At 63.9% G+C, this 17107-nt stretch carries 14 protein-coding genes; 8 read left to right on the forward strand and 6 right to left on the reverse strand.

The features are described from left to right. Positions 1-182: 182 nt before the first annotated feature. Complete coding sequence (locus tag ACZ9H4_RS01180; RefSeq protein WP_408139098.1) at positions 183-521, reverse strand: hypothetical protein; 339 nt, start codon at positions 519-521, stop codon at positions 183-185. 401 nt (positions 522-922) lie between these two features. Between ACZ9H4_RS01180 and ACZ9H4_RS01185 the strand changes: the two genes are divergently transcribed. Continuing rightward, complete coding sequence (locus ACZ9H4_RS01185) at positions 923-1159, forward strand: hypothetical protein (protein ID WP_408139100.1); 237 nt, start codon at positions 923-925, stop codon at positions 1157-1159. Positions 1160-1234: 75 nt separating this feature from the next. Here ACZ9H4_RS01185 and ACZ9H4_RS01190 read toward each other — a convergent pair whose 3' ends face one another. From ACZ9H4_RS01190 to ACZ9H4_RS01205, 4 genes are all read right to left on the reverse strand, one after another. Then, positions 1235-2308: a DUF6765 family protein gene (locus ACZ9H4_RS01190; RefSeq protein WP_408323532.1), complete on the reverse strand. Its 1074-nt coding sequence runs from the start codon at positions 2306-2308 to the stop codon at positions 1235-1237. Positions 2309-2625: 317 nt separating this feature from the next. Continuing rightward, a complete protein-coding gene (locus ACZ9H4_RS01195) occupies positions 2626-3087 on the reverse strand; it encodes a DUF488 domain-containing protein (RefSeq protein ID WP_408139102.1) in 462 nt (153 codons plus the stop codon). A 100-nt stretch (positions 3088-3187) separates the two neighbouring features. Beyond that, positions 3188-3538 (reverse strand): FKBP-type peptidyl-prolyl cis-trans isomerase, encoded by a 351-nt coding sequence (locus ACZ9H4_RS01200; protein ID WP_199731420.1) that lies wholly within the window; start codon positions 3536-3538, stop codon positions 3188-3190. A 279-nt stretch (positions 3539-3817) separates the two neighbouring features. After that, the gene (locus ACZ9H4_RS01205) at positions 3818-4696 is read right to left on the reverse strand and encodes a carbon-nitrogen hydrolase family protein (RefSeq protein ID WP_476118059.1); all 879 of its coding nucleotides are present in this window, start codon (positions 4694-4696) and stop codon (positions 3818-3820) included. Positions 4697-4891: 195 nt separating this feature from the next. On the opposite strand from ACZ9H4_RS01205, the gene ACZ9H4_RS01210 reads away from it, so the two are divergent. After that, positions 4892-7537, forward strand: coding sequence for a ligase-associated DNA damage response DEXH box helicase (locus ACZ9H4_RS01210; protein WP_476118060.1), 2646 nt, complete (start codon positions 4892-4894; stop codon positions 7535-7537). Beyond that, entirely contained in the window at positions 7534-8205 is a 672-nt protein-coding gene (pdeM, locus tag ACZ9H4_RS01215; RefSeq protein WP_408151966.1) for a ligase-associated DNA damage response endonuclease PdeM, read from the forward strand. Before ACZ9H4_RS01210 ends, pdeM begins: the two co-directional genes overlap by 4 nt. 102 nt (positions 8206-8307) lie before the next feature. Here the strand turns inward: pdeM and ACZ9H4_RS01220 are convergent, their stop codons facing one another. Continuing rightward, on the reverse strand, positions 8308-10701 hold the full coding sequence (locus tag ACZ9H4_RS01220) for a hypothetical protein (protein WP_476118061.1): 2394 nt from the start codon (positions 10699-10701) through the stop codon (positions 8308-8310). A 1261-nt stretch (positions 10702-11962) separates the two neighbouring features. Between ACZ9H4_RS01220 and ACZ9H4_RS01225 the strand changes: the two genes are divergently transcribed. The 5 genes from ACZ9H4_RS01225 (at position 11963) to ACZ9H4_RS01245 (ending at position 17048) form a co-directional block, all read left to right on the forward strand. Further along, positions 11963-12724 carry a 3-oxoacyl-ACP reductase gene (locus ACZ9H4_RS01225; protein WP_408139111.1) on the forward strand — a complete coding sequence of 254 codons (762 nt, stop codon included), beginning with the start codon at positions 11963-11965 and terminating at the stop codon, positions 12722-12724. Positions 12725-12746: 22 nt separating this feature from the next. Then, positions 12747-12953: a hypothetical protein gene (locus ACZ9H4_RS01230; RefSeq protein WP_408139112.1), complete on the forward strand. Its 207-nt coding sequence runs from the start codon at positions 12747-12749 to the stop codon at positions 12951-12953. Positions 12954-13084: 131 nt separating this feature from the next. Continuing rightward, complete coding sequence (locus ACZ9H4_RS01235; RefSeq protein WP_408139113.1) at positions 13085-14473, forward strand: FAD-binding oxidoreductase; 1389 nt, start codon at positions 13085-13087, stop codon at positions 14471-14473. A 232-nt stretch (positions 14474-14705) separates the two neighbouring features. Further along, a complete protein-coding gene (locus ACZ9H4_RS01240) occupies positions 14706-15296 on the forward strand; it encodes a BPSL1445 family SYLF domain-containing lipoprotein (RefSeq protein ID WP_408139115.1) in 591 nt (196 codons plus the stop codon). Positions 15297-15560: 264 nt separating this feature from the next. Then, positions 15561-17048 carry a SulP family inorganic anion transporter gene (locus ACZ9H4_RS01245; protein WP_476118062.1) on the forward strand — a complete coding sequence of 496 codons (1488 nt, stop codon included), beginning with the start codon at positions 15561-15563 and terminating at the stop codon, positions 17046-17048. The last annotated feature ends 59 nt before the right edge of the window (positions 17049-17107 follow it).

The raw sequence follows: 17107 nt of genomic DNA on the forward strand, positions 1-17107 counted from the left end.
CGAACTATGCCATGAATGAAAGAAGAAAGGCAGATCTGTGTGGTGTTTTAAGGCACCCAACGCACTTCCATCATCTGGCGTTCGAGTATGGAGCTTTCAGGTCCACTACTCAATTATCCGATCTCTCTTTCTTTTCCTTTCCCAAAGACTCTTCTTTTGCCTTCCAGTTCCGGCATTCCGACTCAGGCAGGCGTAAAAACGACAGCCTGGCGGTCGGCAATGTAACGCACACTACGTACAAAACGGTATTGTTGACCATCCGCGGTTATCCGGTTAAGTCCCAGACAGGTCAGCATCAGTATTTCGTCCGCCTGACAGGCATCGACCACCCCGGAATCCGTCAGATCCTCCAAAGTTCCGGAAGGATTACCGACATAAACGCTGCGTACCTGCGTGCCAATTCGCATTAGGACCACACTTTCGCCTTCGTCGAGCGCCAACTCGAGATAGCCGGCAAGCGTGCGTAGCGACTCTGGCGTACAGGTTCCGGACTGATAGGTTGCAGCATTCCAAGGCGTCATTTCCGTTTCCCCGTACCCGCATCGATGAAAAGGTGGTTTGCCGTGCTTCGCGGCAATAGCCGCTTCTACTATAGGCAAGCATTTGAATATTCAAAGCACAGTAGTTCATTTTTTATTCGAAAGTGGGCTTTCCTGGCGGCCGGCTTTAAAAAAAGCAGTAGGGGCAATGAAAAATCCACGTTCGACGCCGACGAAATGCGTACGCGAGGACAGAAGTAACCCAACGTTACGGATTTCTCAGCCCTGTTTCACTTGTGTTGGGGCGGCGCTTCTACACTTCGGAGCGTGCCTGGCGGAAAACCGGCGGGAACTGAAACACGTGAACACGGGCACTGGGTTGGCTATTGAAAAGAACCCGGAAAGCACCACCTTCGGCAATCTCAACAGAACGGTACTCTCAGATGAAAGCGGGTTTTATCAAAGTCGCCCTTGCAGCAGCGGCACTCACTTCGGCCATGTCCGGCACGGCGAACGCGGCGGGTTGTCTGAAGGGAGCCGTCGTGGGCGGCGTGGCGGGTCACTATGCGGGGCATCACGCGGTCGTCGGCGCGGTGGGCGGCTGCATCGTCGGACGGCATGTAGCGAAGAAGCACGCTGAGGAACAGGCCGCCCAGCGTCAGCAAGCAAAGATGCAATAGTCTGGTCAGTAAAAGGAGCCGCCGCCGATATCACCCAGCTTCGGCAGCGGCTCCTTCTTCCGCTCTTACTCTAACCTACGCGATCCGCAGTCCGTGGGCAGGCAGAATCTCCTGTGTCGTCACGAAACGATGTTGTTTGACCGCGTCGTGAAAGCGCCGGTAATCGCTTTTCTCAAAGGTACTCGTCCAAACCGGTCTGTCCCCGGTGTCGTCGTCGCACTCCAAACCGGTCGCCAGATGTTTCCACGAACCTCGCCCCTTGGCGATATAAGCCGGAATCCGCTCTTTCAAACCCGGAATGCGGCCGGCTTTCACCCACTCGCAAACGGCTAGCAAGCGGTGGTTATCGTCCGCATGACGATTCGTATCGAGCAGATCGGTGAGCGTCTCTTTCACATCCTCCGGCAAGCCGGGCTGTATGTCGAAGTCTTCCCGTCCCGCCACATAGGCGCGCACTGCGCGGCAAGCCATATCGGCCGCCTCGACGAACTCCGGCAGGTTATGTCTCGAGATGAAGTTGTTTCTGCCGTCGATGTAATGCCAGCGAGCCCACGGCTGGTCGGGATAGTGCAACGCGGCGCCGTGACCGACGGGGAGCGCCAGCGTCAATACGTCTTCCTCGATGTGTTCCAGCAGATGGCCGGCCACGAGTTGGAGATTGGCAAACCAGCCTTTGCGCGTGCAATCCTGGGCCTCCAATAGATGCACCCGATTCCATGGGCTCTCTATCCCCGCGAATCCCTGATGCGCCCAGGTATCGACGTACGCGTGAAGCGTCACACCCAGTCGATGCAAACCGGTCTCCGAGTCGCGCTGCCGGATCGCACGCCGCACCACTTCGCGGGCGACCTCGCTGTCCGGCCGGCAGATAGCCTTCTCTTCGAGGGTTTCGCCTTCGGCGGCCGGCAGAAAATGAAAAGGCGTCCACACGAGGCAGTTCTGATCGTTCTCGGTGTTGGCGTAATCGAATAGCTTATGCGCGGTGGCAAACCGCTCGAAAGTCTCGCCGCCCTTGAACCGCAGTATTCCCCGGGTCGTCGCGTCGTCGACGTATTGGCAGGCATGCGCCACGGTCAATGCGTCGCCAGCCGTCATCCCGCCGACGCGTGCGGCGATATAGACCACACCATAGTGAAAGTCGATATTCATGGCTGGCGCTCCTGACGCGCGACGGATGAAGGCAAAGGTTCTCGACTGCGCGGCAGGGCGAATGCGGGGTCGGCGCGTGAGTAGAGAGTAGACGACCGAGAGCAGTCCGGCTTTAAAAAAAGACGCCTCATCCGTATTCGCCGATCGACGCGGTAAGGAGCGGTTCGCTTTGCCGAACGGCATGACTTGCCCGATCATGAACATTCAAACTTTCGGGATGCCGATAGAAGAAGGCAGCATCCAGATGGGGCAATGTCGCGCGCACAGACAAGACCTCTCCAGCAGTTCCGCCTGCGCCCCCTATATATATAAGAGCCTCAGGACAGATGAGCAACCGCCATCCGGCCATTCCATTGTGTGTTTAGATACTCGGTCGCAAGCAACCGGTGACAGCGATGGGGTAAATGTTCACTGCAAAGCAGGCAAGCCGATTGAAATAGATCGACATCCAGATTGCTTTCCACCCGGCGCTTTGCAATCAGTTCGACGTACTCCGCCGTGAACTGGTCCCAGGACAGTAGCTTGCCCTGATAGCGCTTCAGCAAATCCGGCTCGGGAGCGAGTTCCGGCATTTCGACGTACGCTGCATTGCACAACCTGTCGAGAAAGTACGGAAGGTCCTGCTTCTTCGCAAAGCCGGCCAGTTGCGAGGTGTTATTCAGGCGGACGTCGAGAACGGTGCGCACCTGGGCGTTTCGCAGCAAATCGAAAAAATGCTCGGCACTCTTGCCGGCGAAACCGATAGTTGCAACCCGCACGGCATTCTTTTCACGTTTCATGACGAATACCCAACAGGGGCGACTCCGCGCCCGGAGCAACAAAAAGCCCCGCAACGGCATCCGCAGCGGGGCTCAATTGTCGACGCATTTCGCACCGGTGTTACTTGCCGATGCCGAGCAGTTCGATTTCGAACGTCAGATCGGTATTCGGCGGAATCGGGCCGACGCCACGATCGCCATAGGCGGTGGCCGCCGGGCACGTCAGTTTGGCCTTGCCGCCTACCTTCATCTTCTGGACGCCTTGCGTCCAGCACGGAATCACGCGATTGAGCGGGAACGATGCCGGGCCGCCGTGCTTCGCGGAACTGTCGAACTCGGTGCCGTTCGGCAACGTGCCGCGATAGTTGACCTTGACGACATCGTCGGCTGTCGGTTGGGCGCCCGTGCCTACCGTCAGATGCTGGACGATGACGCCCGAAGGCAGTTTGTCGGTCGTAGGCGCGGCGGCCATGGCCGTCGAGGAGAGAACAGCTGCGGCAACCAAAGCAACGATGGATTTCAAAGCGAATCTCCAGTGGGGTAATGCGCGCCATTGTAGCGGATCGCATGTTGCTTGCCGCGGCGCGGCAGTGCCATGCATGCCTTCTGTCGACTCGTGCAATCGACGCGAATCCGGTCTCGCGGAAAATAGCGTCCGTGGCCGACAATTCGCTCTATTGCGAGAGTGCCAGAACTGCCCAAAGCGCCGATGTGCCAATTGCGCAAACGGTCAGGTTCGATTGAACGTGCTTCAATCGAGCCGTTGCACCCTGTATCTATTAGCCGCCAATACCTCACCTCGCGCGTTGAAGTCGGCAAGCACCGTTTCACGTTCGCGCACATCGGCCAGCACCGCCGGATCGAATAGCGCGGCAATCACTTCGGCGCGATCACGGCCAGCCTGCGCAATGACGTCGCCGTACGCATTCCAGATTGCACTCGCGCCACATGCCGCCCAGCCACCGGTCGTACCGACGTGATTCGACAACAGCACGTACATGGTGTTGTCGAAAGCACGCGCGGGAAACCAGATACGCGACTGGTGATAGCCGGTCTTTGCGCTGAAGAGCGCGCTCGCCAGATAAGCATGCGCACCATTGACCGCCGCAAGCCGCGCATGCTCGGGAAATCCGGAGTCGTAGCATACGCTCAGCGCAAGCCGCCATCCGTCGAGTTCCAGCATGCAGCCCTGCGAGCCCGGCTGATAAATACGCGTCTCGCTGCTATAGAGATACTGCTTGTGATACGGCTCGATCTGTTCCCCGGAGCGGTTGAATATCAGCGACGAGATATGCAGATCATCAGCGCCACTTTCAGCCACCCTACCGCGCGTCGCCGCACCGACGATCACCGCGATCTCGCGCTGTCGGCAAACGGCGCGAATCGGCTCGAGTCGCGGATCGTGTGCGTCGAATGCGTACTTCGCGGGGTCGCCGGCAATCAGATCCGGCTCGTAGCCGCTCAGGAACTTCTCGGGAAAAACCACCAGTTTCGCGCCCTGGTCGGCGGCAACACCGGTCAATTCGACCGTTCTCGCGATGTTGGCCGCCACATCGCCGGGAACCGGTTGTGCTTGCGCAGCCGCGATTCGCAATGAGGTTTGCGGCAGCAATACCTGTGTGTGACTCAACGTGAACCCCATAGTGAATGGATCGTTGCCATGCGCCGGCGCGGATTCGAGCGCAAGCATGAGCGAGCGAAGCCTCGGCATTTGACCACGGACCGCACTGCGATGTGAACCACCGCCACGCTTCAGTAGTCCACATAAGACACCCACCGCGAGCCATTCGTCGACACGCGACTCCCATGCCAAAGAGTACTTTCGATGACCGCGCCGACTGATTCCCACGAGTCCCTCGTTCCCACACCTGCCGTCGCGCCGGAACGACGCCGGGCGCCCCGAGGACGCCGGATTCCGCGCAGCCGCGAACAGCAGGCGCGGCTCGACGCACGCGAACCGGCCTTCGAACCCTTCCCTTTTGCTTTAGACGAAGCCGCCGCGCGCCGCCCGTTTGCCGACAAACTCCGCGAATGGTTCGAAGCGCGCCGCTGGCAACCCTTCGATTTTCAACGCGACGTATGGGCGGAAGTCGGCCGGGGCGCGAGCGGCCTGCTGCACGCGACCACCGGCGCGGGCAAAACCTGGGCCGTGTGGTTCGGCGCGCTGGGCGCCTTCGCGACGGCCGAACCCGTGTCCCGCAAGCGCGCGCCACGCACGCACCCGGACCCGCTCACCGTGCTCTGGATCACGCCGATGCGCGCGCTCGCCGCGGACACCGCGCGCGCGTTGCAAAGTTCGGCGGCCGAGCTTGCGGTGCCGTGGAGCGTCGGACTGCGCACCGGCGACACGTCGTCGGCCGAACGCGCGCGACAGAACCGGCGCATGCCGTCGGCGCTCGTCACGACACCCGAAAGCCTGACGCTCATTCTCACCCGGCCCGACGCGCGCGAGGTGCTATCGCACGTGCGCCTCGTGGTCGTCGACGAATGGCATGAGTTGCTCGGTAACAAACGCGGCACGCAGACACAACTCGCGCTCGCGCGTCTTGCGCATTGGCGCCCCGAGTTGCAGGTGTGGGGCTTGTCGGCGACGCTCGGCAACCTGTCCTTCGCCGCCGGCGTATTGCTCGCGCCCGTGAAGACGCCGCGCGTCAGCGTGCATGGAGCGCTGCCCAAAGCGCTGATCGTCGATACGGTCATTCCCGATACCATCGAGCGCTTTCCCTGGGGCGGCCATATGGGCATGCGCCAGGTCGGCGCGGTCGCCGATGCGATCGGTGAAGCGCAAACCTCGCTCGTGTTTACCAATACCCGCTCGCAATGCGAGCTCTGGTATCAGGCGCTGCTCGAAGCGCGGCCCGAATGGGCCGGCCTGATCGCGTTACATCATGGCTCGCTCGATCAGGAAGTGCGCGAATGGGTCGAGCGAGGCCTCAAGGATGGCTTGCTGAAAGTCGTGGTGTGTACGTCGAGCCTCGATCTCGGCGTCGATTTCCTGCCGGTGGAGCGCGTGTTCCAGATCGGCTCGCCCAAGGGCGTGGCGCGTTTGATGCAGCGCGCGGGGCGCTCGGGGCATGCGCCTGGCCGTCAGTCGCGCGTGACGATCGTGCCGACGCATGCGCTCGAACTGGTCGAAGCCGCTGCCGCGCGCGAAGCCGTCGACAAGCGTCAGATAGAAGGCCGCGAAACGCCCGAGAAACCGTTCGACGTGCTGGTCCAGCATCTCGTCACGGTCGCGATCGGCGGCGGCTTCGACGCGCGTGAACTATACGGTGAAATTCGCGGCACCTATGCTTACCGGCAATTGACGCAAGCGGAGTTCGACTGGGCGCTCGGCTTTGTCGAAGGCGGCGGCACGTCGCTGCGCGCGTACCCCGACTACCATCGCGTGGTGCGCGAAAGCGACGGACTGTACCGCGTGCCGCGCGAGGATCTGGTGCGGCGGCATCGCAACAACATCGGCACCATCGTCGCGAATGGCACGTTGAATGTCGCGTATCTGTCGGGCGGGCGCCTCGGCGCGATCGAAGAGTCGTTCATTTCACGCCTTAAATCAGGGGATATTTTCACTTTCGGCGGACGTGCGCTCGAATTGATCCGTGTGCAGGACATGACCGCGTGGGTGCGGCGCGCCACGACCTCGCGCGGAGCGATGCCGCAATGGGCGGGCAGCCGCATGCCGCTCTCGTCCGAACTCGCCGACGCCACGCTGACGATGCTCGCGCGCGCCGCCGACGGCATCTATGACGAGCCCGAAATGCGCGCCGTGCGGCCGCTGCTCGAATTGCAGCAGAAATGGTCGGCGTTGCCCGAGCCGGGCGTGCTGGTGGTGGAACTGGTGAAGTCGCGTGAAGGACATCACTTCTTCTGCTATCCGTTTGCGGGGCGCACCGCGCATATCGGCCTCGGCGCATTGCTCGCATGGCGAGTCGCGCGCGAGAAGCCCGGCACCTTTTCGATTTCGATGAACGACTATGGTTTCGAACTGCTGTCCGCGCAACCCTTCGATTGGGCCGCGCAATTACAAAGCGGGCTGCTCTCGCCCAACGAACTGGAGCACGACATTCTCGCCAGCCTCAACTCGTCGGAACTCTCGATGCGTCGCTTTCGCGAGATCGCACGCGTGTCGGGACTGGTGTTTCAGGGACATCCCGGTCAGCAGAAAAGCGCGCGGCAATTGCAGGCGTCGAGTGGCCTTTTCTATGAAATCTTTCGTCAGCACGATCGCGGCAACCTGCTGCTCAATCAGGCCGATGACGAAGTGCTGTTGCAGGAACTCGACGCGCAGCGCATGCGCCGCGCGCTCGAACGCATGATCGCGAGCCGGGTGGTGGTGACGCGGCCGAAAAAGCCGACGCCGTTTGCGTTTCCGCTGATCGTCGGACGCTTGCGCGAGAAGGTCAGCACGGAGAAGCTCGCGGATCGCGTCGAGCGGATGCTGGCCGAACTCGAGAAGGCCGCGCGCACATGAAGCCATCTTCGTTGACGGTCCACGTCGCCGGGCATGCCCTGGTGCTGTCGAGTTTGCGGGCGAGTTTCGATCCTGTGCTGCGCTGTCTGTTCGTCGCTGATGCGCATTTCGGCAAGGATGCCGTGTTTCGCGCGCGCGGCATTCCGGTGCCGATCGGTTCGACTGCCGACAATCTGATGCGCCTCGACATTCTGATCGCGGAATTCGATCCGGCCATGCTCGTGTTTCTCGGCGACCTGCTGCACGCGCGCGAATCGCATGCGCCGGAAACGCTCGATGCGCTGCATGCGTGGCGCGCGCGGCATGCGCGACTGCGGGTGGTGCTGGTGGAAGGCAATCACGACCGGCATGCGGGCGCGCTGCCGTCTACGTTGGCTATCGAGTCTGTACGGGAGCCCTGGCTCATCGGGCCGTGGGCGTTGTGCCATCTGCCGCAGCGGGTTGATGGCGCGTATGCGCTCGCAGGTCATGTGCATCCGGTCTATCGGGTCACGACGCGGACCGATTCGGTGCGGGTGCCGTGCTTCCGTTTCGGGATCGAGTGTGGCGTGTTGCCGGCGTTTGGAAGCTTTACCGGGGGAGCGCGCGAGGAAGGACGTGGGACTCGAGAGAGGGTGTTTCTGGTGGTGCAGGAACGTGTGATCGAGATGGGTGGTGCGTTAGGGTGAGTGGACGGGGGTCGTCCACTCGGGTTGCGTAGGTTGCTTGTTTCTGCTGCCTGCTTCTGGCGCGGAGGTCGGCTTGCCGGCCTCCGCGCACTGTGAAGAAAACTATCCTCGTTTAGTGGTTGCCCCCTCCGTGACCACCGCCTTGGCCGCCACCGCCGTAGCCGCCACCGAAGCCGCCGCGACCTGCACCGAAGCCACCGCCGAAGCCACCGCGGCCTGAACCGAAGCCACCGTTGCCTGGGCCGCCCTTGCCGCCGGGGCCACCGTTGCCGCCGGGACCACCGTTGCCGCCGGGACCACCGTTGCCGCCGTTGCCGCCGTTGCCGGGGCCACCGTTGCCGGCGTTGCCGCCATGGCCTCCGTTACCGGAACCGCCGCCACCCGCGCCACCGCCGTTGCCGCCGTTGCCGGAGCCGCCGTTGCCCGGACCGCCGCCATGGCCTCCGTTGCCGGAACCACCGCCACCCGCGCCGCCGCCGTTGCCGCCGTTGCCGGAACCGCCGTTGCCCGAGCCGCCGCCATGGCCTCCGTTACCGGAACCACCGCCACCCGCGCCACCGCCGTTGCCGCCATTGCCGGAGCCGCCGTTGCCCGGACCGCCGCCATGGCCTCCGTTGCCGGAACCACCGCCACCTGCGCCGCCGCCGTTGCCGCCATTTCCAGAACCGCCGTTGCCCGAGCCACCGCCATGGCCTCCGTTGCCGGAACCGCCGCCACCCGCGCCGCCGTTACCGCCATTGCCGGAGCCGCTGTTGCCCGAGCCGCCGCCATGGCCTCCGTTGCCGGAACCACCGCCACCCGCGCCACCGCCGTTGCCGCCATTTCCAGAACCGCCGTTGCCCGAGCCACCGCCATGGCCTCCGTTGCCGGAACCACCGCCACCCGCGCCACCGCCGTTGCCGCCATTTCCAGAACCGCCGTTGCCCGAGCCGCCGCCATGGCCGCCGTTGCCGGAACCACCGCCACCCGCGCCGCCGTTACCGCCATTTCCAGAACCGCCGTTGCCCGAGCCGCCGCCATGGCCTCCGTTGCCAGAACCACCGCCACCCGCGCCGCCGTTACCGCCATTTCCAGAACCGCCGTTGCCCGAGCCACCGCCATGGCCTCCGTTGCCGGAACCGCCGCCACCCGCGCCGCCGTTACCGCCATTTCCAGAACCGCCGTTGCCCGAGCCACCGCCATGGCCTCCGTTGCCGGAACCACCGTTACCTGAGCCGCCGCCGTTACCGCCATTACCGGAACCGCCGTTGCCCGAGCCTCCGCCATGGCCGCCGTTGCCGGAGCCACCGCCACCCGCGCCGCCGTTACCGCCATTGCCGGAACCGCCGTTGCCCGAGCCTCCGCCATGGCCTCCGCTGCCGGAGCCACCGTTACCTGAGCCGCCGCCGTTCCCGCCATTGCCGGGACCGCCGTTGCCCGAGCCTCCGCCATGGCCGCCTCCGCTGCCGGGACCGCCGTTACTCGCCCCACCACTATGGCCGCCATTGCCGGGACCACCATTGCCCGGCCCGTTGCCATCACCGTGACCACCGTCGCCATGACCCGTGCCGCCATTACCTCCATCACCATGGCCGCCGTTTCCTTGGCCGCCATCGCCGTGACCTGTGCCGCCATGGCCACCGTCGCCGTGACCACCATCGCCGTGGCCGCCGTCACCATGTCCACCGTCACCGTGACCTGTGCCGCCATGGCCACCATCGCCTTGACCACCATCGCCGTGGCCGCCGTCACCATGTCCACCGTCACCGTGACCTGTGCCGCCATGGCCACCATCGCCTTGACCGCCGTCTCCATGACCGCCGTCACCGTGACCTGTGCCGCCATGACCACCATCGCCTTGACCGCCGTCTCCATGACCGCCGTCACCGTGACCTGTGCCGCCATGGCCACCATCGCCTTGACCGCCATCTCCATGACCGCCATCTCCATGACCGCCGTCACCGTGACCTGTGCCGCCGTGACCACCATCGCCATGGCCGCCATCGCCGTGACCTGTGCCGCCATGGCCACCATCGCCGTGGCCGCCGTCACCATCGCCACCATGCCCATGACCACCGTCGCCATGGCCACCATCACCATCGCCGCCATGTCCATGACCACCGTCACCATCGCCACCATGCCCATGACCACCATCGCCATGACCACCATCACCATCGCCACCATGCCCATGACCACCATCGCCATGACCACCGTCACCATCGCCACCATGCCCATGACCACCATCGCCATCGCCGCCATGCCCATGACCACCATCGCCATCGCCGCCATGCCCATGACCACCATCGCCATCGCCGCCATGCCCATGACCACCGTCACCATCGCCGCCATGTCCATGACCACCATCGCCATGGCCACCATCACCATCGCCGCCATGCCCATGACCACCATGCCCATGACCGTGACCACCATCTCCATGGCCACCATCACCGCCGTCACCGCCGTCACCACCGTCCCCGCCACCACCGCCCCCCGGCCCGCTACCACCCGAGCCGCCATCCCCCGCCCCGCCCTTCCCGCCGCCACTGCCGCTGCCATTACCGCCGCTACTGCCACTGCCACTACCATTCCCGCCCGTGCTCCCCGAACCAGTCCCGCCTGACCCAGAGTTGGTCACACCGTTTCCGCCGCTATTGCCCGAGCCAGTCGACGGAGCCCCGCCGCCGCTTTGCGAACCCGTGGTTGATCCGATGTTCGCCGCCGCAAGGCCGCCGCGCCCTGGCGCGAACAAGCCATCGCCCTGCACCGCGCAACCAGGCCCCCCTCCGGCCGGACAACCCATCGCCGACGCCTGCGCCACGACCAGCCCCGCAGAACTGGTCGACGGATCCGCCGACCCCGCCGGATTCGTTTGCGCTCCTGCCATCGCCGCATACAGACTCACCGCGACTGCCAACACCGCCCGCCGCGTTCCCAATGTCCGCGCGTCCCCGTTCTGTTTTTTCATTTCATTCTCCTAACTATCAACCTAGAGTGACCGGCCAGATACCGAACGAATCTCTGCTCACTGTTAAAAACGAAAATTCAAAGCCCAGTCGACGCTGCCGCGGGCGATGCAAAAGCGCATCGTGCGTGGCACCTCTCCCGCGAAAAATCCCGGTCCGATTTGGCGTGATCCGAGAGAAGAGACTGGCTGCGCGCGAACTTCGTCGTTAGAACGGCACAGCATGGCCTGATGGACGTTGAAGTTATGCGGAGCCACTTACGGCGACCGTGCGCTAGACCACGCAATGCGATATCGCAGATCTACTGCCCGCTAGCGGCATGGGTAGAACCGTCAGAAATAGTCAATTCGAGAGCTTCTTAAAGCGCGGACTTTTTTATATTTAGATACGCAGTCCAAACTATTGTTTCGCAAGCCATGCGTCTCACTTCCCCGCTCGAATCGCATAATCATCAACCGAATCCAACGCGATTTTCATCAACCAACCAGGGTTAAAACGTACGCCGCGGATCTTTCTGCGTGTTTATCCGCACACAAGCGAGCCGCTGCCGAAACCGGGTGAGCGCAATCCCACAGACAGGATCGAAGAAAGTGCTGCGCGCACTCACTGTTCAACCTCGACCCGGCACCACAACCCATCACTGCAAAAGCTCGAAAAACCCGGCAAAAAACAGCGCTTCCCAGAAGCCCTTCACCAACCTGCCACGACCTTTCAACCGCAGACGGGCACTTCGTGCGCTATCCCACACAGCGAGCCAATCCCCAACTCAGGTGACAATACGAACCTCGCAACTTCATCGACAACAGGAAAAACAGATGCTTCTATCCGATCAATGGGTGCTGGTGACGGGCGGCGCCCGCGGACTCGGCGCGGCGATCACGCGAGCGTTGGTGCGCGAAGGCGCGGGCGTGATCGTGAACTACCGCAAGAGCGAAACGCTGGCGCACGCGCTGAGAGAGGAACTGGGCGAGCGCGTGCTGCCGCTGCAGGCGGACATCACCGATACCGCCGCAGTCGCGCGTCTGTTCGAAGAGGCGCAAGCGCAAACCGGTCAGGCCATCGTCTCGGTCGTGAACAACGCGCTGGCCGACTTCCAGTTCGACGGCGACGGACGCCCCTCGATCGACTCCATCGACTGGCCGCGTTTCCAGCAGCAACTCGACGGCTCGCTCAAAGGCGCACTCAACACGATGCAGGCGGCCGCGGCCGGCATGCGCTCGCGCGGGTTCGGGCGCATCGTCAACGTCGGCACCAATCTGTTTCAGAATCCCGTGGTTCCGTATCACGACTACACGGCGGCCAAAGCCGCACTGCTGTCGCTCACGCGCACCGCCGCGCACGATCTCGGTCCCGACGGCATCACGGTGAACATGGTGTCGGGCGGTCTGCTGCGCACCACCGACGCGAGCGCGGCCACCCCGGAATTCGTTTTCGACCTGATCGCGAATTCAACGCCGCTGCGGCGCGTCACGACGCCCGAGGAATTCGCCGACGCAGTGCTGTTCTTCCTGTCGCCCTGGGCGCGTGCGGTGACGGGCCAGAATCTGATCGTCGACGGCGGCCTCGTGAAGGGCTGATTCTCCAGCGCGGCTGGCCCGCATGCACGCACGTCAGGCCTGGCCAAAAGTGTCGCTGCGCAGCCACCTGCGCGGCGCAATCCAACACTTCGCCGCGCGATCTTTTCCCGAAGTATTTCCACCATCCGTGGCGCAGGGCCGGCTCATCGTCGCCTGCGTGGCTCACGGACGCTTATCGCGCGAGCGCTTGCGCGAGATCGCCGGCAAGCGCGGGTTTACCTTTGTTTGATTTAGCCAAACTGCCCCGTTTACTGGACCCAAGCAAAGCTCTCAATCAGCTTTCTGTTTTGGCGTTCCGTTTGCTTTGGTCATCCGAATAGCGATGAGGGAAACGCCGTTCACTCTCCAATGAGGCAAGTCATGGTTAACGTGTCCAGCAGCGCTACCGACGAATTGAAATCCGCGATCCGAGGCCAGCTCCTGCTGCCTGGCGATGCGAGCTACGATCAGGCACGCAGTATCTGGAATGCGATGATCGACCGGCGTCCGGCGCTGATCCTGCGTTGCGCGGGCGCCGCCGACGTGCGCTACGGCGTCGCGTTCGCGCGCGACAACAACCTGCCGCTGGCGATTCGCGGCGGCGGTCACAACATCGGCGGCAGCGCGCTTTGCGACGATGGTCTCGTGCTCGATCTGTCGTCGATGAAGTCGGTGCGTATCGACCCGGAGGCGCGGCGCGCGTATGTCGAACCAGGCGCGACACTGCACGACTTCGACCATGAAGCCCAGGCCTTCGGGCTCGCGACACCGCTCGGCATCAACTCGACCACCGGCGTCGCGGGCTTGACGCTCGGCGGCGGCTTCGGCTGGCTGAGCCGCAAATACGGCATGACGGTCGACAACCTGGTGGCGGCGGACGTCGTCACCGCCAACGGCGAACTGGTCCACGCCAGCGCGGATTCGCACGAAGACCTGTTCTGGGCGATACGCGGCGGCGGCGGCAATTTCGGCGTCGTCACGTCATTCGAATTCCAGCTGCATCCGATCGGACCGCTTGTATATGGCGGCCTCGTCGTGCTGCCGATCGCGCAGGCGAAAGACGCGCTCGTCAAGTACCGCGCCGCGCACGCCGGCATGCCGGAGGACCTCAGCGTGTGGGCGGTGTTGCGGCTTGCGCCGCCGCTGCCGTTCCTGCCGCCGGAAGTCCACGGCACGCCGGTGATCGTGTTCGCGATGTGCTACAGCGGGCCGGTCGACAACGGGCCCGCCGTGGTGGAAGCCGTACGCGGCTTCGGGACGCCGGTCGGCGAACATCTCGGCCCGATGCCGTACACGATGTGGCAGCAGGCGTTCGATCCGCTGCTCACGCCGGGTGCGCGCAATTACTGGAAGTCGCACAATCTCGGCGGCATCGACGATGGCCTCATCGACGCGCTGCTCAGTGCGATCGGCAACCTGCCGTCGCCGCAGTGCGAGATTTTCTTCGGCCAGATCGGCGCGCAGACGCAGCGCGTGCCGGTTGCGGCCACCGCCTACCCGAGCCGCGATACGCAGTACGCGATGAACGTCCACGGCCGCTGGGACGATGCCGCCGACGACGAGCGCTGCATCGCCTGGTCGCGTGCATTCTTCGAAGCCGCCGCGCCGTTCTCGCTCGGCAGCGTGTACGTCAACTTCATGACGCAGGAAGAAGGCGGCCGCGTCGCCGAAGCCTATGGGCCGAACTACGAACGGCTCGTCGCGGTAAAAAGCCGCTACGACCCGCACAATCTTTTCCGCCACAACCAGAACATTCGACCGGCGGCCTGACAGCAGACGGCGCGGCACGCGACGCACGACCTCGCCGATTCCTCACCACCTCCCGATCCAACTCCGCCGTCCCTGCGCAGATGCGCGGGGTCGGGTACGCTGTTTGCTAATTCGCAACCGACGTACGGGCGTGCTGCCAGCGGGGCAAAGGCATCATGGCTCCGGATACGCACGGGAAGCGAACCGGCACCCGCCCTCCCGTCCCTCCATAACGTAAAAGGACAATACCGACATGCGCAGACGACAATTCATCCTCACCGGCAGCGCTGCTCTGGCCTCCGCTGGCCTCAGCCTCGCCGGTTGCACGACGACTTCGCCGTCCTCCAGTGCTTCGCCTTCGGCCAATGCCGGCAGGCGCGATACGATCAACGCGGGTGTCGACGCGACACTGGCGCGCCTCTACGAAAACGTCAACGGTTCGCGCGAGCTGGTCGCGAAGGCGCGCGGCGTGCTGGTGTTCCCGTCCGTCATCTCGGCGGGCTTCTGGGTCGGCGGACAATACGGCGAAGGCGCTTTGCGGGTGAACGGCCAGACGACGGGCTTCTATAGCACCGTCGCGGGATCGTTCGGTTTGCAGATCGGCGCGCAGTCGAAGGCGCTCATCTTCCTGTTCATGACGCAGGAAGCGCTGGACACATTCCTCCACAGCCAGGGATGGGCGGCCGGCGCGGATGCCACCGTCGCGGTGCTGAAAGTCGGCGCGAACGGCGCGGTCGACACGTCCACCGCCACCAGCCCGGTCGAAGCGTTCGTGCTGACGAACGGCGGCCTGATGGCCGGCGTGTCGGTCGAAGGGACCAAGGTGTCGCGTCTGATCATCTGAGCGCCCGCCTCTCGTCACGCCGCCGCTCGCCGGTTGCGTGACGTCGGCATCAAGTCAGGTCGCGGTGTTCCTTGCGGTCGCGACCTTGCCCGCCTCACCGGTCACATCAACCGTCCTGCTGTAAAATCCACACCTTTCGCCAATTTGCGATTCTCTCCGGTCAGGGCTGAACGCCTGGCCGCCGGACGCAACTTGCGCCGCGCCACGTGCCTCGCCACGTACGCCGCTTGCCCACGCGCTCCCGCGCTCCCCACCTCGTTGACAATGAACACCGCAAGTCCCACTCACGGTCGGCCCGCCGCGCTGCCCGGCATCAGAAGCAATGTGCTCGCAGGCCTGACCTCGTCGTTCGCGCTGGTGCCGGAATGCATCGCCTTCGCGCTGGTCGCCCACCTCAATCCGTTGATGGGCCTCTATGGTGCGTTCTTCATCTGCACCATCACCGCGCTGTGCGGTGGAAGGCCCGGCATGATCTCCGGGGCCGCCGGTTCGATGGCGGTGGTGATCGTCGCGCTCGTCGTGCAGCACGGCGCGCAATATCTGCTCGCCACCGTGATACTCAGCGGCATCCTGATGGTGCTGTTCGGCGCGTTGCGCCTCGGCAAGCTGATCCGCATGGTCCCGCATCCGGTGATGCTGGGCTTCGTCAACGGCCTCGCGATCGTCATCGCCACCGCGCAGCTCGCGCACTTCAAACAGAGCACGCCGCAAGGCGAACAGTGGCTGCACGGCAGTGCGCTGGCGATGATGTGCGGCCTCGTCGCGCTGACCATGGCGATCGTCTATCTGCTGCCGCGGCTCACGCGCGCCGCGCCGCCCGCGCTGGTGGCGATCGTCGGCGTGGGGCTCTTCACGCAACTGCTGCATCTGCCCACGCGCACGCTCGGCGACATGGCGCACATCGCAGGCGGCCTGCCCACGCTGCATCTGCCCACCGTGCCGCTGAATCTGGACACGCTGCACGTGGTGCTGCCGTACGCGGTGCTAATGGCGATCGTCGGCTTGCTCGAAACACTGCTCACCTTCAACCTGACCGACGAGATCACGGAAACACGCGGCCAGCCGAACCGCGAATGCCTGGCGCTGGGCGCGGCGAATATCGCGTCGGGTCTGTTCGGCGGCATGGGCGGCTGCGCGATGATCGGCCAGACCATGATCAATCTGAATTCGGGCGGCCGTTCGCGGCTGTCGGGCATCGTCAGCGGCGTGATGATCCTGATGTACATCCTGTTCCTGGCGCCGCTGATCGAACGCATTCCGCTCGCGGCGCTGGTGGGCGTGATGTTCGTGGTGGCGCAGCAGACCTTCGCCTGGGGCTCGCTGCGCGTGCTCGGCAAGGTGCCGCGCAACGACGCGCTGGTGATCGTCGCGGTCACCATCATCACCGTGTTCTCCGATCTGGCGATTGCGGTGATGTGCGGCATCGTGATCGCCGCGCTCAACTTCGCGTGGCAGCATGCCCGCGAAGTTCACGCGCATGTCGAAGACAGCGCCGGCGACAAAACCTACGTGCCGCGCGGCACGCTCTTCTTCGCGTCGACCACGCGTTTTCACGAACTGTTCGACCCGCTCGACGATCCTGAACGCGTGACGGTCGATTGCAGCCACCTGCTGCTCGCGGACCATTCCGCGCTGGCCGCGTTGCAGGGATTGGTCGAGCGCTATCGCAAGGCCGGCAAGCAGTTGCGCATGAAGAATCTCTCGGAGCGCAATCAGCGTTTGCTCACTCGCGCGGGAATTGGGCTCGCATGACGCGTGCGGCGTAAGCCGGCGCCGTTCGCTTCCCTGTCTGCGTCGGACGCTGGAGGCAC

It is taken from the genome of Paraburkholderia sp. TE9906 (assembly GCF_056279605.1).

Coding starts and splice junctions, on each gene's coding strand:
- ACZ9H4_RS01245 (WP_476118062.1), top strand. CDS start 15,561: ATGAACACCGCAAGTCCCACTCACGGTCGGCCCGCCGCGCTGCCCGGC.
- ACZ9H4_RS01220 (WP_476118061.1), bottom strand. CDS start 10,701: ATGGCGGCTCGGGTGGTAGCGGGCCGGGGGGCGGTGGTGGCGGGGACG.
- ACZ9H4_RS01190 (WP_408323532.1), bottom strand. CDS start 2,308: ATGAATATCGACTTTCACTATGGTGTGGTCTATATCGCCGCACGCGTC.
- ACZ9H4_RS01225 (WP_408139111.1), top strand. CDS start 11,963: ATGCTTCTATCCGATCAATGGGTGCTGGTGACGGGCGGCGCCCGCGGA.
- ACZ9H4_RS01240 (WP_408139115.1), top strand. CDS start 14,706: ATGCGCAGACGACAATTCATCCTCACCGGCAGCGCTGCTCTGGCCTCC.
- ACZ9H4_RS01180 (WP_408139098.1), bottom strand. CDS start 521: ATGACGCCTTGGAATGCTGCAACCTATCAGTCCGGAACCTGTACGCCA.
- ACZ9H4_RS01195 (WP_408139102.1), bottom strand. CDS start 3,087: ATGAAACGTGAAAAGAATGCCGTGCGGGTTGCAACTATCGGTTTCGCC.
- ACZ9H4_RS01185 (WP_408139100.1), top strand. CDS start 923: ATGAAAGCGGGTTTTATCAAAGTCGCCCTTGCAGCAGCGGCACTCACT.
- pdeM (WP_408151966.1), top strand. CDS start 7,534: ATGAAGCCATCTTCGTTGACGGTCCACGTCGCCGGGCATGCCCTGGTG.
- ACZ9H4_RS01210 (WP_476118060.1), top strand. CDS start 4,892: ATGACCGCGCCGACTGATTCCCACGAGTCCCTCGTTCCCACACCTGCC.
- ACZ9H4_RS01200 (WP_199731420.1), bottom strand. CDS start 3,538: ATGGCCGCCGCGCCTACGACCGACAAACTGCCTTCGGGCGTCATCGTC.
- ACZ9H4_RS01235 (WP_408139113.1), top strand. CDS start 13,085: ATGGTTAACGTGTCCAGCAGCGCTACCGACGAATTGAAATCCGCGATC.
- ACZ9H4_RS01230 (WP_408139112.1), top strand. CDS start 12,747: ATGCACGCACGTCAGGCCTGGCCAAAAGTGTCGCTGCGCAGCCACCTG.